Origin of the sequence: Paraburkholderia sediminicola (genome assembly GCF_046030555.1) — a bacterium.
Classification (GTDB): domain Bacteria; phylum Pseudomonadota; class Gammaproteobacteria; order Burkholderiales; family Burkholderiaceae; genus Paraburkholderia; species Paraburkholderia sediminicola_E.
The window spans coordinates 1-16058 of sequence record NZ_JAQQCH010000041.1; the positions used below are offsets into that span (position 1 = coordinate 1).

The following is a 16058-nucleotide window of genomic DNA, read 5'->3' on the forward strand; positions in this document are numbered from 1 at the left end:
GCAAAGAGAAGTAAGTGCCTGCCCCGCACAGGGGCGACGCTAATAAACCAATAACAAAACAAGGAAAGGCCAACGCCGCAGGCGACCAGACAATAAGCGCCGTGCAGGCAACCCCCCCCATCATGCAAACGTATCGACCAACCCCACACTCCGCCGCACGGCAACATTAGCCACAACAGAATCAGAATCCCCCCCGGCGCCGCCGGCAAAACCCCCCGCGCTGCCCCGCGCACCGGACCGCCCTGAATCAGCACTCTGCTGCTGCCCGCCCTGCCGGGCAAACCCATCGCTAACGCTAGCGCTCCCCAGCCCAATCCCATTGGACTCCAACGCCTCGCGAAGCTTCGGCAACGCGGCCTCGACAGCCTCCCGCACCTGCTGGTGCTGCGAAACAAACAACGCATGTGCATGGTTATCGGCAACCTGCAACACAACCTGTAGCGGCCCCAAATCCTTTGGATTCAAAGTCAGCTCGGCGCTCTGCGAATGCGCATTCGACAAAAACACCACCTTCTGACTCAACGCATCTTCCCAGTCACTCGTGCCCACCTGCGGCGATAACGCATTCGCGGCTTCCGCAGCACCGGCGTTGCCCGTCGTTTGCACAGCCGCCGTCGCACTCGCAGCGCCCGCTGCGGCCTGGCTGGCCGCCAGCGCCGCCGTCGCAGCATCGGTTGCACTCTTGAAGGACGCCAGATCGTCAGCCTGCACACCGCCGGCAGCCGTCGCGGTCAACGCGTCAGCCGCGGCCTTCGCCGCCGTCGACGGATCCGCCATGGTCGTGGCCGCAGCCGTCAACGCAGTCTTGCCGGCACTCGATCCCTTGCCGTCGCCAAACAGACCGGCCGCAAGCGTCTTGCCGTCCGCCGATCCGTTCAGCCCCGCGTTCGCGTCAGCAGCCAGACCGCTCGCCGCCGCGCCGCTCGCCAAGGCCTGCGCCGGCACCACGCCCTGGCCGTTCGCCAGGGCGGCCAAGGCCGCTTGCAAAGCGTCCTGCAGCGACTTCGGATCGGTCGCGCCAGTCTTTTTACCCGTGGTGCCGCCTGTCGTGGTGTCCGTGCCGGGCTGTGTGGTTGCCGCGTCCGTCAGTGCCGCGGCAGGATCAGCGCTCGCCGGGTCAGTGGTGTTGTTCGCGTTGGCCTGAGCTTGAGCCTGCGCAGCGGCGGCTGCCGCTGCCGTGTCCGCGGCGGTCTGCGTGGTCGCGGTGCCGGGCTTCGGTGGCGTCGCGTTGCTCTTGTTGGCCGAAGCCTGCTGCGTGTTTGACGACGATGCGGACGACGAAGCCGACGCTGAGGCCGACGACGAGCTGGATGAGGACGCGCTCGTCGATTTGCTGTCGTTCGTGTTGCTGCTCGCGGCATCCGCGCTCTTCGTCGAAGGATCGGGCGGCGGCGGTGCGTCATGCACGCTCGACGACGAAGCAGACGAAGAGGGGGACGGAGCCGGCGGCTTGCTCGCGCTTTGCGCGGCCGCGTTGTTTTGCAGGTCGATGCTCTGCTGCAGGGTTTGCGAGAACGGTTTGGCGTTCGCCGCAGCGGCCATGGCCGCGTTGGTGGACGTGCTGCTGGCAGAGCCGAGCAGTGAACCGACCTGTGAAAGAAGCGACATAGGGAATCCTGTCAATCCGTCAAACGGGGTGTTCGGTCAATCGAGACGACGCTCGGGCGCGTTAGACGCCCTCGGCGCGCATCCTCAGAATGCGGGCGGCGTGTTCGTCGGAATCGCGCTGGTCGCGCCGCGCCACGACTTTCGCTTCGGCAGCTTCGCCGCGCGCCTGCAGCACTTCATACGAGCCGAGCTTCTGCTTCTGACGCTGCCAGTCGGGCTTGGCGGCCTCGACGCGCGCATTCGCCGTCACCAGCAGGTTGCGCTGCTGTTCGATGGCGGCGTCGAGTGTGTCGATGAATGCCTGGAAATTGCGCATATTGCCGGCGGGCATGCCCGTTTGGGCGGTCGCCGTGAAGCGCGCGTGATATTCGTCGCGGTATTGCACAAGCGCGTTCAGCTGAGCCTCGACGTCGTTGCGCTCGCGCTGGGCGCGGCCCAGGCGTTGCGCGGCGGCGTCCACATCATCCTGGGCGAGGCCGATGAGGGTCTTGATCGGAAAGTGTTTCGCCATCGTCAGGCTCCTTGGGCAAACAGCGCGTCCAGCATCTCGAGACTCGGTTCAAAGTTCGCGCACTCGCGAAAACCCTGCTGCAAAAACGCTTCCATTCGCGGATACAGCGCAATCGCACGGTCGAGCAGCGCGTCGCGCCCGCTCGAATAGGCGCCGACATTGATCAGATCGCGGTTGCGCTGATAGCGCGACAGCATCTGCTTGAACATACGCGTCTTCTCGAGATGGTTATCGTCGATCAGCGCGGTCATTGCCCGGCTAATCGACGCTTCGATGTCGATCGCGGGATAGTGACCGGCCTCGGCGAGCGAGCGCGACAGCACGATGTGGCCGTCGAGAATCGCCCGCGCGGAGTCGGCGATCGGGTCCTGCTGGTCGTCGCCTTCGGTCAGCACGGTGTAGAACGCGGTGATCGAACCGCCGCCCGCCGGGCCGTTGCCGGTCCGTTCGACGAGCGCCGGCAGTTTGGCGAACACCGAAGGCGGATAGCCTTTGGTGGCGGGCGGCTCGCCCACGGCCAGCGCGATTTCGCGCTGCGCCATCGCGTAACGGGTCAGCGAATCCATCAGCAGCAGCACGTGCTTGCCCTGATCGCGGAAATATTCGGCGAGCGAGGTCGAGTACGACGCGGCCTGCATCCGCAAGAGCGGCGAGACGTCGGCTGGCGCGGCGATGACGACCGAGCGCGCGAGGCCCTCCTCGCCGAGAATCTGTTCGATGAATTCCTTCACTTCGCGGCCGCGTTCGCCGATCAGGCCGATCACGATCACCTCGGCGCTGGTGTAGCGCGCCATCGTGCCGAGCAGCACCGATTTACCCACGCCCGAACCGGCGAACAGGCCCATGCGCTGGCCGCGGCCGACGGTCAGGAGTGCATTGATCGCGCGCACGCCGACGTCGAGCACCTTGTGAATTGGCTCGCGGTTCAGCGGGTTGATGACCGGCGAGGACAGCGGCGCATCGGCATGCGCGCCGAGTGGGCCGAGGCCGTCGAGCGGGCGGCCGGAAGCGTCCAGCACTCGGCCGAGCAGTTCCCAGCCGACCGGCAGGCGCTTCGCGCCCGCCATCGGATCGGCGATGGGCGCGCTTTCGAGCGGGTACACGCGTGCGCCGGGCAGCAGGCCGATCACTTCGGTGGTCGGCATCAGAAACAGTTTGTCGCCGGAGAAGCCGACGACTTCGGCTTCGGCCATCGGCAGCGAACTGCCGAGTGGCAGTTCGATCATGACTTCGGCGCCCACCGAAAGGCGCAGGCCGACCGCTTCGAGCACCAGGCCGGCGGCGCGCGTCAAACGTCCGCACGCACGCATTGGCTTGGCGATCGCGTTGCGCGCGCGCAGCGCGTCGAGCCGGCCGCGCCAGGCTTGCATGTGCGGATTGCTGTCGAGGGCGGGGTCGTACGGGGCGTGGACGACGGGGGAAGGGCGGCTCGAAGTGGCATTTGAGGCGGCAGACTCACGGCTCGCCGCATCTGTCGCCGGATGCCCATGAGCCGGGTGCCCGGCGCCCGGATGCCCGGCGCCCGGATGCCCGGCGCCCGGATGCCCGGCGCCCGTATCCCGCAGCGCCGCTTCGATAGCCGCGACCGCAGCCGCAGCGGGTGTAGCCATAGCCGGCTCGTCCGCCAGCGCCTCGGCGCCAAACGACGCCAGCGCCAGTTCGCGTTCGAGCGGCGTCAGATCGCTGGCGCGGATCTCTTCGAGCGTCGGCTTCACCATGTGCTCACCTTGCCGAGTGCGGCGGCGACGCGCTCCCAGCGCGTGTCGATGCCGGCGTCTACTTCGCCGGTGGCCGCCTGCGCGCGGCAGCCGCCGCGTTCGACCGACGGATCGGTACGCACGGTCCAGCCACGCGTTTGCAGTTCTTCCATCAGATAGGCTTCGACGACCGGCAGATCAGCGGGGCTGACGATCAACGCCGGTGCGCCGAGCAGCGCCGGTTCGGACGCCAGCACCTCACGGGCGGCCGCAATCAGCGCGGTCGGATCGTGTTGCACATGCTGGCGTACCACCTGTTGGGCGATGTCCAGCGCCAACGCAACCAGTGTCTCGGAGATCGCGCCCTGGGCACCGTCGAGTGCCGCCTTGAAGGTCTCGGCCAGCGCGGCAAGACGCGCCGCTTCTTCACGCGCTTCGCTCTGGCCCTGCTCGAAACCCTGTGCGTGGCCTTGCTCGTAACCGGCCTGATAACCGAGCGCCTGCCCGGCCACGTGACCCGTCGCGACGCCCTGCGCATGCGCGGTGTCGCGCAGACGTTCGAGTTCGGCTTCAAATGCGCCGTCGTCGACTTCGGGTTCGGGCGGTGCGGGTGGCACCGGATCGAAGGAGGCCATCTCCCAGCGCTGGTAGGCCGAGAGGCTCTCCTTCGCCGTGGAGTTCTGATCAGACATATGCGTCTTCCGCCTTGCCGCCTAGAACGATCTGGCCGCTTTCCGCCAGATTGCGCACGATTTGCAGGATGCGGCGCTGCTGCGTCTCGACTTCGGAGACACGGACCGGGCCGCGCGCATCGAGGTCTTCGGCGAGCAGTTCGGCAGCACGCTGCGACATGTTCGACAGGAACTTCTGGCGCAGCGCGGGCGGCGCGCCCTTCAGCGAGATGATCAACGCCTCGGACTCGACTTCCTTCAGCAACAGCTGGATCGCGCGGTCTTCCAGATCGAGCAGGTTCTCGAACACAAACATCTGATCGATAATCTTCTGCGCAAGTTCCGCGTCGTATTGGCGAACGTTCTCGATGACACCTTCTTCATGATTGCTCGACATGAAGTTGAGAATTTCGGCCGCCGTGCGGATGCCGCCCATCGGGCTGCGCTTCAGGTTGTCGCTACCGGACAGGAGGCCGGTCAACACGTCGTCGAGTTCGCGCAGCGCGGCCGGCTGGATGCCGTCGAGCGTCGCGATTCGCAGCAGCACGTCGTTACGCAGACGTTCGGTGAAGCAGGCGACGATTTCCGACGCCTGATCGCGGTCCAGGTGAACGAGGATGGTCGCGATAATCTGCGGATGCTCGTTCTTGATGAGCTCAGCCACCGCAGCCGAGTCCATCCACTTGAGGCCTTCGATACCGCTGGTATCGCTGCCCTGCAGAATCCGGTCGATGATCACCCCGGCCTTGTCGCCGCCGAGCGCCTTGGTCAGCACCGAGCGGATGTACTCGCTCGAATCGAGCGAAAGGGCGGTGTGCTGCTCGGCCTCGCGCACGAATTCCTGCAACACCTCGTCCACCTGCTCGCGTGTCACATTCTTCAGCGCGGCCATCGCGACGCCGATCTTCTGGACTTCGCGCGGCCCGAGGAATTTGAACACCTGCGCGGCTTCTTCCTCGCCGATCGACATCAGCAGGAGCGCGCTCTTCACTACGCCTTCAGCGCTCATCGGACACCCAGTTTTTCACGACGGTTGCAACGATCTTTGGATCCTGGCGCGCGATGTTGCGCGCGAATTCCAGATTCCGCTCGTATTTGTGTTTCTCGTTTTCGAACGCCAGCAGTTCGGTGTCGGTTTCCATTTCCGTGACGGCGCCCGCGCGCTCGGCGGCGGGGATGCCGTCCAGCAGAACCGGCTCGTCCGGCGACGGCAGCGCTGCGGTGACCGGCTCCGGCGGCGGGAAAGCGCGGCGCAGCGCCGGTTTCACCATCACGAAGTAGAGGAACAGGGCGACGAGGCCAATACCGAGGTAGGTCGCGATCTGCTTGGCGAGCGCGATCATGTCCGGCGTGCGCCACCATGGCAGGTCGGCATCCGGATCGACGTCGACGGTGAACGGGCTGTTGACCACGTTGACCGAGTCGCCGCGCGTGGCGTCGAAACCCATCGCGTCCTTCACCAGCTGATTGACCTGCGCGAGCTTGTCCGCGGTGACCGGCTGCATCGTCGCGTGGCCCTTGGCGTCGACCACCCGCATATAGTTGACCACCACCGCCACCGACAAACGCTTGATGCCGCCCATCGGTTGCTCCAGATGCTGCACGGTCTTGTTGAGCTCGTAGTTGGTGGTCGAGTCCTTGCGGTCGCTGACCGGCGTCGTGGTCACGCCAGGCGTGCCGTTACCCGCCGTGATCGGCGCGGAAGCCGGCTGCGGCGGCTGGTTCGACAGCGCGCCCGGCACGCCGGAGGCACCGGCCTGCGACATTTCGGTGGAGGTGCTCGATTGCTGGCTGCGGATCGCCGCCTGCTGCGGGGTGCCGTTGGGGCTGTAATTTTCCGAGGTCTGCTCGCTGCGCGAGAAGTCGATATCGGCGCTGACCTGGGAATGCGCGTTGCCGGAGCCGAACAGGGGCGACAGGATTGCGTCGATGCGTTGCTGCGTGTTGCGCTCGATCTGCTGGCGATACTTGAGTTGCGAGGCGTCCAGACCGCTGCCGGTCGACGGCTGCGTCAGCAGATTGCCGTCCTGATCGAGGATGGTCACGCCCTTCACCGGCATGTCCGGCACCGCCGACGACACCATATGGGTGATCGCCAGCACCTGGCCTTCGTCGAGCGCGCGGCCCGGGTAGAGGTTCACCAGTACCGAGGCAGACGGCGCTTCCTTGTCGCGCACGAACACGGACGGCTTGGGAATGGCCAGATGCACACGCGCCGACTTTACCGACGAAATCGACTCGATCGTGCGCTCCAGCTCACCTTCCAGCGCGCGCTGGTAATTGATCTGCTCAGCGAACTGGCTGATACCGAACTTCTGGTTGTCCATCAATTCGAAGCCGACCGAGCCGCTCTTGGGCAGACCTTGCGAAGCCAGACGCAGACGCATTTCATGCACCTGCTCGGCCGGCACGAGGATCGCACCACCGGCGTCGGTGAACTTATAGGGGATGTTGGCCGCCTGCAGCGCGGTGATGATGGCGCCGCCGTCGCGGTCCGACAGGTTGCTGTAGAGCACCTTGTAGTCCGGCGCGCGTGACCACAGGAACAGACCCGCGACGATGGCGACAAGCAGTGCGACCGCGAAAATCAGCGGCGCGCGCGGGTTGCCACGCATTTGCGCGAGACCGGACAGGCGCTGGCCGAAATTGCCGCCCAGGTTGCTCCCCAGGCCGCCGAGGTCCGCGGCAGCGCCGGCCTGGCCGGTGCCGGCAGCGCCTGCGCCCGGCTGCGCGCCGGCGAGGCCCATACGGGCGTCGGGGTTGATCAAAGAGTTGGCTGACGAATCCATGCGTCGGGTATCTCCGGGATGCCTTTTGCGTTCTGCCGCTCAAACTCGCCGAGGGTCGGCGGGCGTGCGAACAGAGACTTTCACCATTGAAATTATCCGCAGTGCGGCTCAACCCGATTGCTTGAATAGAGCCGGGTTTCCCCCCTAGTTTCGGGGCTTTCCCGCATGGCCCACTGCTATGCTTTCGTTCAGATCGGCACGGTTTCTGGCATGCCGGTCGTCATTCCCTGGAGAGAACATGACTTTGCCCGTGAACGCGCTCTCGTCGGCGCTGCAACAGATGCAGTCGATGGCAGCGCAAGCGGCCGGCGCCAATAATGCCGTCGCCGATCAGTCCGGCGCGGCTACCACCGGTGGCTTTGCCTCGGCGCTGAAGGCGTCGCTGGACAAGATCAGCGGCGATCAGACCAAGGCGGTCGGCGAATCTCAGGCGTTCGAACTCGGCGCGTCCAACGTCTCGCTGAACGACGTGATGGTCGATATGCAGAAGGCCAACGTCGGTTTCCAGTTCGGCCTGCAAGTGCGCAACAAACTGGTGTCGGCCTATAACGACATCATGCAGATGTCGGTGTGAGTGCGACTCGGGCGGCAGGGCTGTTCCGCCCGCCCGAACGCATGCGCCCAGATGCAACGCTGTGTGGCTGCACGGCAGGAAGTCCGCCCGGCGCGCCCTCGAGGCGCTTCGTGGCAGGCGGCCTTGCCGCGCTCAGCGCGATATTGCCCCCATCGGCCCCTTAATCCTCCTTACACCGGCCTAAAGCTTTCCCGCTGCCTATCCGATAACCAGGTACAGGCAGAAATCTGAACGCGGCAACGTGTCCAGATGGGGTGCTACGACCAACCGCAGTGCAAGAGAGGAGGAGCGCCGATGTTTTCCCCAGGACACTCTGGAGCCAATGCGTACGCACGCGTCGGCGTCGAGACAGGGGTGATGGGCGCGAGTCCGCATCGTCTGATCGTGATGTTGTATCAGGGCGCCCGGCAAGCGATCGCGCAAGCACGCATGCATGTACAGCAAGGCAATGTGCCGGCTCGTGGTGAGGCGATCGGCAAGGCGATTCAGATCGTCGAAAGCGGGCTGCAACTATCGCTGAACGTTGAGGTGGGCGGCGAGATTGCAGAGCGGTTGGACGCGCTATATGCCTATATGTCGCGCCGGCTGCTCGAAGCCAATATAAAACAGAGCGAGGCGATGCTGGTCGAGGTCGATGGCCTGCTTGCGACGCTCGAAGAGGCATGGATCGGGATTGCCCCGGAGATCGCGCGGATGGCAACCCAGCCGGCCGCGGAAAGCATGAGATGACATCGAACGCAGAATATTTCGCCCGCTACGAGGCGATTGCAGCGATTTCCCGCCGCATGCTGATGGCTGCCCGGCGCGCCCTATGGAACGATCTGGTCCACTTGCAGGAGGAATACCGGAATCTGGTCGACGCGCTGAGAGACGCGGAATCCGGTGTCAGGCTGGACGATGCGGAGCGTCTGCGCAAATACGCCCTGATCCGTCAGATCCTGGCCGACGACGCCGCGATCCGCGATCTTGCGAATCCGCGCATGGCCAATCTGTCGGCGCTGTTCACCGGACGGCCGACTCGCGTGCTCAAGGAACTCTACGGGGCGCGCTGAGTTTGCTGCGGGCAACACGTTGCTCGAGTCCGTCTGACTGGATTTGAACGTGCTGCCGCCAATGTGACTAAGGAATCGGTATGAACGGAATCGACACGGTCGTCACTTCGCTGCTCGCGAACCGGGTCGACAGTCTGCTCAATCTCGCGCCCGGTAGTGCCACTGCTTCGCAGACCGGTGCGGCGGGCGTCGATACCGCGCCCGTCACTGTTCCACCTGCCACGCCCGCCGCGACACCGCAGGCTTCCGCGCAGACCGCGCTGTCCGCCGTCGCCTTGACGCTCAATGCGATCGTGAGCGCGGGCGGCGAGGCGACCCCGGCGGTGCTCGGCCAGACGCCGATCTGGCCGGCCGCTCCGGCGCTCGACGTCGAGGCCGGCGGCTTGCCGCTCTTCGATACGCCGGCCGCCCCGGCTGCTTCATCCGCGAATCCAAATACCACCGGTACCGCGGCCACGGCCAATGTGGCGGCGGCTCAGGTGCCGGTCGCGATGCTCGCGGCCGCGCTTGAACAGACGGTCGGCGACAGCGGCCTGTTTTACGAATCCCATCTCGCGCAATGGCTGGCGGGCCAGCGCTCGCCCGCCGCACTGGCCGGCGAGCCGCAAAACAAGCTAGTGGCCGCCGCGCAATTGCCGCTCGACTGGGCAAGCGACGCCGATCAGGCCGCCTCCTCAAACGCGACACCCCGGCAGGGCATGGGTGCAGCACCAAACGGTCCGGCCAACGGCGCAGCGGACGGCAACGCGGCAGCCCGCACGATGCCGTCGATCCAGACCGCGCAAGCCGCGCGCTTTGTGGCCGGCGAGGTGCTGGCAAGTTCTCTCTCCGACCTGAACGGCCAGCCCGCGCACGCGAGCTTGCACAACGCTGCGGCGCTACTGGCCGACGGCGGAACCTCGCAAAACTCGCCATCGATGGCGGCCGCGGTGCATCCCGCGACCGTTCCTTTGGTGCGTCAGCAACTCGATATGCTCGCCACCGGGCAGTTTCGCTGGACCGGCGAAGCATGGCCGGGCGCCAGGTTCGACTGGACCATCGAGCAGGAAGGTGACGAATGGGACCGCAGCGGCGGCGGTTCGGCGAGCGAGGACGATCAACCGTGGCGTACGCGGCTGACGCTGTCGTTGCCGACGCTCGGCACCGTCGATGCAGACTTGACCTTGACCGGCACGCGGCTTGTCGCGCGTGTGCAGGCGAGTCCGGTGGGCGCGGCACGACTGACAATGCAGGGTGAGAGCTTTCGTCAGCGGCTTGCGGCAGCGGGGATCGAACTGAATGCGTTGACGATTCGCGAGATCGGCGGTGGCGCGCCGGTTACCGCGGCGGGTGCTGCGGCGACCGCGCAGGCGGCGTCGGCGTATGCGCGCTCGGCTTCGGCGGCTTCGGCGGCTGATCAGGCCGACAAGGCGTCGGCGGGGCGTCGCACAGCCCGCGTTGCCCGCCCGGGAGCCGCGCCGCTCGACGATTTCGATTGGGATATGTGATGAGCCGCAAACATCGCCGCAGCGCGGCCGCGCTCGTCTACGACGCACAAGGCGGCGATTCCGCACCGCGCGTGGTCGCCAAGGGCTACGGCATGCTGGCCGAGATGATCGTGCAGCGGGCCAAGGAAGCCGGCCTGTATGTGCACGAGGCGCCGGAAATGGTCTCGCTGCTGATGCAGGTCGATCTGGATACGCGGATTCCGCCGCAGCTCTATCAGGCGGTGGCGGAGTTGCTCGCCTGGTTGCATCGGCTGGAAAGCGGCGCCGAGAATGAGCCAGAAAGCGGCGTGTCCGCCGCGCAGGACGTGACCGATGTGGTTGCGACGGACATCGCGGATGTTTCTGGTGGGGTGGCCGGGCGCTGAACGTTCGCCCCGCCCCATCAAAACCGCATCATCAACTTCAGCAGCGCATTCACCCGCTTGCCGTACGGCGGCGAGATCCAACCTCGCGCGTTCAGGCGCGCCTGCGTCAGTACCGGCTTCATCTTCGAGAAAGTCACGAAGCCTTCGTGGCCGTGATACGCCCCCATCCCGCTTGCACCGACACCGCCGAACGGCAGGCTTTCGCACGCCAGATGCATCAGCGTTTCATTGATCGCCATGCCGCCCGCGATCGTTTCGTGCGTGACGCGCGCGATGGTCGCCGAGTCGTCGGCGTAGAGATATAGCGCGAGCGGCCGGGGACGCGCGTTGATCCACGCGATCGCGTCGTCGAGCGTGTCGTAGGGGACGATCGGCAGCAGCGGGCCGAAGATTTCCTCCTGCATCAGCGCGCTTTCATCCGGCGCATTCGTGACGGCGATCAGCGGGAAACGGCGGCTTGCCTCGTCCGGCGTGCTGTCGACGAGCGTGTGCAGTTGCGCGCCGGCGGCTTGTGCTTCGTCGGCAAGACGATGCAGCCGGGCAAAATGCCGCTCCGAGATGATCGACGTGTAATCGAGGTTGCGCGCAAAGTCGGGGTACATCTTCGCCATCCGTGCGCGCGCCCGTTCGATGAATGCCTGCTCCTTACCGCGCGGCACCAGCACGTAGTCCGGCGCGACGCAGGTCTGGCCCGCGTTGAGCGTCTTGCCGGCGACGAGGTTATCCACGGCGTTGTCGAAGCGCGCATGCTGACCGATGATGGCCGGCGACTTGCCGCCAAGCTCGAGCGTGACCGGCGTCAGATGTTCAGCGGCGGCGCGCATCACTTCATGGCCGACCTTGGTCGAGCCGGTGAACAGCAGATGATCGAACGGTTGCGCGCTGAACGCGGCGGCCAATGCGGCGTCGCCGTTTACCACCGCGACGTGGTCGCGCGCGAAGGTCTGGCCGATAAGTTGCTCGAATAGCGCCGAGGTGCGCGGTGTCAGCTCCGACATCTTGATGATGGCGCGGTTGCCGGCCGTCAGCGCGCTGATTAGCGGGCCGACGGCGAGCAATACGGGGTAATTCCACGGCACGATAATGCCGATCACACCGAGCGGCTGCGGCACAACTTTCGCCCGCGCCGGCATCAGCCATTTGTTGGTGCTGCGGCGTTGCGCTTTCATCCAGCGTTTGCCGTGTCTGAGCGCGGCGTCGATCTCCCCCTTGATCAGCAGGAATTCGGCGAGCAGGACTTCCTGTTTCGCGCGATTGCCGAAGTCGGCATTCATCGCGTCGGCGAGTGCGTCACGGTTGTCGAGCATGACTGTGCGCAGTGCTTTCAGATGTCCGGCGCGGGCTTCCCACGACGGATACGGCGCACGCAAATAAGCATGGCGTTGATCGCGCAGCAGCGCTTCGAGCGCGGCGATCTCTGGCAGATCGTTCTTCATGTGTGTCCACTCCCTGATGGATATCGGTACGCGTCGAATCGCGCTTATTGGTGTGTTGTCCTGTCGTGCGACGGCCTTGCGAAAAGCTATGTCACGCTGGAAATGCCCGCTCGATGATCGCCGCGTGGTCGATCGTCGCCGGCAGCGTGCCGTACACACGGCCACTTTCACCGCAGCCGTCGGCGAGACGCGTCGCGATGAAGGCATCGGCGATTTGCGGCGGTGCGTGCTTCACCAGCAAGGTGGCCTGCGCGATCAGCACGATCTGCTGCGCGATGCGTCGCGCGGAGGCTTCGCGATGTTCGGCGGGTCCGTTGAGCGTGGCAGCGAGCTTGCCGAGCGCGGCGCTTAAAGCCGGATGCCCCTGCGCATCCGCTTGCCATGCAGCGAACAAGGCCTGCGCGGCTTCGGGCTCGCGCTCCATGGCGCGCAGTACGTCGAGGCACATCACGTTGCCCGAGCCTTCCCAGATCGAATTCACGGGCGCTTCACGATAGAAGCGCGCCATCGGCCCGGTTTCAACGTAACCGTTGCCACCCCAGACTTCCATCGCCTCGCCGGTGAATTCGAGCGTGCGCTTGCAGACCCAGTACTTCGCGGCAGGGGTGACGATCCGGCGCCACGCGCGCTCGACGGGCGCGGCCGACGGCGCATCGGCCGACGCTTCGAAAGCGCGTGCGAGTCGCATGAACAGCACGGTCGCTGCCTCCGATTCCAACGCCAGGTCGGCGAGCACATTGCGCATCAGCGGTTGATCGGCCAGATGCCGGCCGAACGCGCTGCGGTGCCGTGCATGATGGATCGCCTGCACAAGCGCAGCGCGCATTAACGCCGCGCTGCCGACCACACAATCGAGCCGCGTGTAGTTCGCCATTTCGATGATGGTCGGCACACCGCGGCCTTCGTCGCCGATCATGATGCCGAACGCGTCGAAGAATTCGACCTCGCTGCTGGCATTCGAGCGGTTGCCGAGTTTGTCCTTCAGACGCTGGATCTGCACACCATTCTTGCTGCCGTCCGGCGCGAAACGCGGCACGAAGAAGCATGAGAGGCCTTCGTGATCGTCCGTGCGGGCGAGCACCAGATGCGCGTCGCATTGTGGCGCGGAGAAAAACCATTTGTGACCGACGAGGCGGTATTCCGCGCCGCGGCCGCTGCCGCGTGTGGCATACGCATGGGTCTGATTGCTGCGCACGTCCGAGCCGCCTTGTTTCTCGGTCATGCCCATACCGATCATGGCCGAGGTTTTGTGCGTGAGCGGCAGGTCGCGTGGATCGTGTTCGCGGGCGTAGAGCTTGTCGCGCAGCGTGGCGAACAATGCGGGTTCGCGTTGCAGCACCGGGATGCTCGCGAAGGTCATTGTCAGCGGGCAGAGGGAGCCGGATTCGAGTTGCGCGTGCAGGAAGTAGCCGGCGCAACGCGCGACCATTGCGCCGCGCTGCGGATCCGAAAACGGTAACGCGTGCAGGCCTTCACGGCGTAACAGCGACAGCAGCGTATGCCACGATGGGTGAAACTCCAGCGCGTCGATGCGTTCGCCGCGCGGGCTGTGCGTGACGAGTTCGGGCGTGTGGCGGTTGGCCAGTTCGGCAAGCGCGAGTGTCTCCGGCGTAGTGAGCGCCGCGCCGTGCCGTTGCAGCGCCTCGCGATGCCACGCGGCCCCTTCGCGTTCGAGGGCGGCGGACAGAGCCACATCGCTCGAAAACAGGTTGTAGTCCGCGAGCGGAGGCGCCTGATTGGTCACGTCGTGGGTGTGGCCGAAGCTGTGCCGTTCCATCTACTGTCTCCGTTCACCGGATGCGCGCCGCCACTGATCGACGGTGTGCTTGTTTTATCACGGCGTGTCGTGCCACACGCTCAGAGGACGGCGCGCCGGGCGCCGTGTTTGAATGCCGTGCACAGCCGCCTGGCGGGCGCGTGCGCGTCTTTCATCATAGGGTCGCGGAAGGGCTTTCGTTTAGAGGGATCGCTCTGACATGAACCGGCCGTCGCGCCCGAACGCTCCCTACAATGCCGATGAAACACACGTAGACAAGTGTGCAGCAATTGCGTGCAGAGGGTCGGAGTAGACAGCTGAAGCGCTAACTCGGACCGACAGAGACAGGGGCTGCGACCAGCGCGGCCCTAACAGGAGGAGCGGATGCAATACGACTACATCATCGTCGGTGCGGGCTCAGGCGGTTGCTCGCTTGCGAGCCGTCTGGCGGATAGCTGCCCCGATGCAACGATCGCCCTGATCGAAGCCGGTCCGCATACGGACCGGAATCTCTTCGTGAACATGCCGGTCGGCGTGGCGGCCGTCGTGCCGCACAAACTCAAAACCAACTACGGCTATCTGACGACGCCCCAGCCCGGGCTGGGCGGCCGTCAGGGCTATCAGCCGCGTGGGCGGGGCTTCGGCGGATCGAGCGCGATCAACGCGATGATCTACACGCGCGGCCATCCACTCGATTACGACGAATGGGCGCAACTCGGCTGCGACGGCTGGTCATGGGCCGAGGTGCTGCCGTATTTCCGCCGTGCGGAAGGCAACGAGCGCGGCGCCGACGCATGGCACGGCGCCAACGGTCCGCTGACGGTGTCCGATCTGCGCTATCGCAATCCGTTTTCGAAGCGTTTCGTGCAGGCCGCGAGCGAAGCCGGTTACAAATTGAACGGCGACTTCAATGGCGCGGATCAGGAAGGCATCGGCTTCTATCAGGTGACGCAACGTGATGGACGGCGTTGCAGCGTCGCGCGCGCCTATATTTACGACCGCGAACGACCCAATCTGCATACGATCGCCGATGCGACGGTGCTGCGTGTGGCCTTCAACGGCAAGCATGCGAGCGGCGTCGAAATCGTGCGCGGCGGCCGTACAGAAACGCTGGAGGCGCGCGCCGAGGTCGTGCTGGCCGCGGGTGCGTTCAATTCGCCACAACTGCTGATGTGCTCGGGTATCGGGCCGGCGGCGGATTTGCAGAAGCTCGGCATCGCGGTGCTGCACGATGCGCCCGAGGTCGGACAGAATCTGATCGACCACGTCGATTTCACGATCAACAAACGGGTGTCGTCGACCGAGCCGACCGGTTTTTCGATTCGCGGCATCGCGCGGATGTTGCCGCAGTTTGTGACGTTCATGCGGCATGGGCAGGGCATGCTGTCGAGCAACGTCGCTGAAGCGGGCGGCTTTCTGAAGAGCCGGCCGACGCTCGAGCGCCCGGACCTGCAACTGCATTTCTGCGCGGCGATCGTCGACGACCATAACCGCCATATGCACTGGGGCCATGGTTATTCGCTGCACGTGTGCGTGTTGCGGCCGCATAGCCGCGGCACCGTGACCCTCGCGAGCGCCGATGCGCGTACCGCGCCGGTGATCGATCCGCGTTTTTTCAGCGATTCGCGCGATCTCGACCTGCTGGTGGAAGGCGCGCAGATGGCGCGGCGCATTCTCGATGCACCTTCGCTGGCGTTGCATGGCGGCAAGGAGCTGTACACGCATTCCGGTCAGACGGAGGCGGAATTGCGCCGGACCATCGCCGAGCATGCCGACACGATCTATCACCCGGTAGCGACGTGCCGGATGGGCGGCGATGCGCGATCCGTGGTCGACCCGCAGTTGCGGGTGCGCGGCGTGACGGGGCTGCGGATCGTCGATGCATCGGTGATGCCGACGCTGATCGGCGGCAATACGAATTCGCCGACGGTGATGATCGGCGAGCGCGCGGCCGACCTGATCGCGGCGAGCCGGCGTGAGGGGCAAGAAGCGTCGGCGATGGCGTCGACGGGAGTCACTGGTGTGGCGGCTTGACGATGAACCAACCCTCCTAATCTGGCTGATAAATATAAGAAAAATTAGGCGAACGTCTGTTAATTCGTCATAAATTGT

At 65.3% G+C, this 16058-nt stretch carries 14 protein-coding genes; 6 read left to right on the forward strand and 8 right to left on the reverse strand.

The annotated features are described in order from the left end of the window. Window positions 1-120 precede the first annotated feature (120 nt). The 6 genes from PQQ52_RS32955 to fliF form a co-directional block, all read right to left on the reverse strand. Window positions 121-1608, reverse strand: coding sequence for a flagellar hook-length control protein FliK (locus tag PQQ52_RS32955; protein ID WP_408220947.1), 1488 nt, complete (start codon window positions 1606-1608; stop codon window positions 121-123). Between the two features lie 61 nt (window positions 1609-1669). Continuing rightward, window positions 1670-2119: a flagellar export protein FliJ gene (gene fliJ, locus PQQ52_RS32960; protein WP_408220949.1), complete on the reverse strand. Its 450-nt coding sequence runs from the start codon at window positions 2117-2119 to the stop codon at window positions 1670-1672. Window positions 2120-2121: 2 nt separating this feature from the next. Further along, window positions 2122-3837, reverse strand: coding sequence for a flagellar protein export ATPase FliI (fliI, locus tag PQQ52_RS32965; protein ID WP_408220951.1), 1716 nt, complete (start codon window positions 3835-3837; stop codon window positions 2122-2124). Further along, window positions 3831-4508, reverse strand: coding sequence for a flagellar assembly protein FliH (gene fliH / locus PQQ52_RS32970; RefSeq protein ID WP_408220953.1), 678 nt, complete (start codon window positions 4506-4508; stop codon window positions 3831-3833). Before fliH ends, fliI begins: the two co-directional genes overlap by 7 nt. After that, the gene (gene fliG, locus PQQ52_RS32975; RefSeq protein WP_408220955.1) at window positions 4501-5496 is read right to left on the reverse strand and encodes a flagellar motor switch protein FliG; all 996 of its coding nucleotides are present in this window, start codon (window positions 5494-5496) and stop codon (window positions 4501-4503) included. Before fliG ends, fliH begins: the two co-directional genes overlap by 8 nt. Then, window positions 5486-7276 (reverse strand): flagellar basal-body MS-ring/collar protein FliF, encoded by a 1791-nt coding sequence (fliF, locus tag PQQ52_RS32980; RefSeq protein WP_408220957.1) that lies wholly within the window; start codon window positions 7274-7276, stop codon window positions 5486-5488. The genes fliG and fliF overlap by 11 nt, the downstream gene beginning before the upstream one ends. A 238-nt stretch (window positions 7277-7514) precedes the next feature. On the opposite strand from fliF, the gene fliE reads away from it, so the two are divergent. From fliE to PQQ52_RS33005, 5 genes are all read left to right on the forward strand, one after another. Next, complete coding sequence (fliE, locus tag PQQ52_RS32985; RefSeq protein ID WP_408220959.1) at window positions 7515-7850, forward strand: flagellar hook-basal body complex protein FliE; 336 nt, start codon at window positions 7515-7517, stop codon at window positions 7848-7850. Between the two features lie 294 nt (window positions 7851-8144). Beyond that, window positions 8145-8579 (forward strand): flagellar export chaperone FliS, encoded by a 435-nt coding sequence (gene fliS / locus PQQ52_RS32990; protein WP_408220961.1) that lies wholly within the window; start codon window positions 8145-8147, stop codon window positions 8577-8579. Further along, window positions 8576-8902: a flagellar protein FliT gene (locus tag PQQ52_RS32995; protein WP_408220963.1), complete on the forward strand. Its 327-nt coding sequence runs from the start codon at window positions 8576-8578 to the stop codon at window positions 8900-8902. The genes fliS and PQQ52_RS32995 overlap by 4 nt, the downstream gene beginning before the upstream one ends. An 80-nt stretch (window positions 8903-8982) precedes the next feature. Continuing rightward, window positions 8983-10389, forward strand: a complete 1407-nt coding sequence (fliK, locus tag PQQ52_RS33000; protein WP_408220965.1) for a flagellar hook-length control protein FliK — start codon at window positions 8983-8985, stop codon at window positions 10387-10389. Further along, a complete protein-coding gene (locus PQQ52_RS33005) occupies window positions 10389-10754 on the forward strand; it encodes an EscU/YscU/HrcU family type III secretion system export apparatus switch protein (RefSeq protein ID WP_408220967.1) in 366 nt (121 codons plus the stop codon). Before fliK ends, PQQ52_RS33005 begins: the two co-directional genes overlap by 1 nt. Before the next feature lie 17 nt (window positions 10755-10771). On the opposite strand, the gene PQQ52_RS33010 is transcribed toward PQQ52_RS33005, so the two are convergent. Both PQQ52_RS33010 and PQQ52_RS33015 read right to left on the reverse strand, forming a co-directional pair. Continuing rightward, on the reverse strand, window positions 10772-12190 hold the full coding sequence (locus PQQ52_RS33010; protein WP_408220968.1) for a coniferyl aldehyde dehydrogenase: 1419 nt from the start codon (window positions 12188-12190) through the stop codon (window positions 10772-10774). A gap of 91 nt (window positions 12191-12281) precedes the next feature. Then, window positions 12282-13967: an isovaleryl-CoA dehydrogenase gene (locus tag PQQ52_RS33015; RefSeq protein WP_408220970.1), complete on the reverse strand. Its 1686-nt coding sequence runs from the start codon at window positions 13965-13967 to the stop codon at window positions 12282-12284. A gap of 363 nt (window positions 13968-14330) precedes the next feature. On the opposite strand from PQQ52_RS33015, the gene PQQ52_RS33020 reads away from it, so the two are divergent. After that, entirely contained in the window at window positions 14331-15980 is a 1650-nt protein-coding gene (locus tag PQQ52_RS33020) for a GMC family oxidoreductase (protein WP_408220972.1), read from the forward strand. The last annotated feature ends 78 nt before the right edge of the window (window positions 15981-16058 follow it).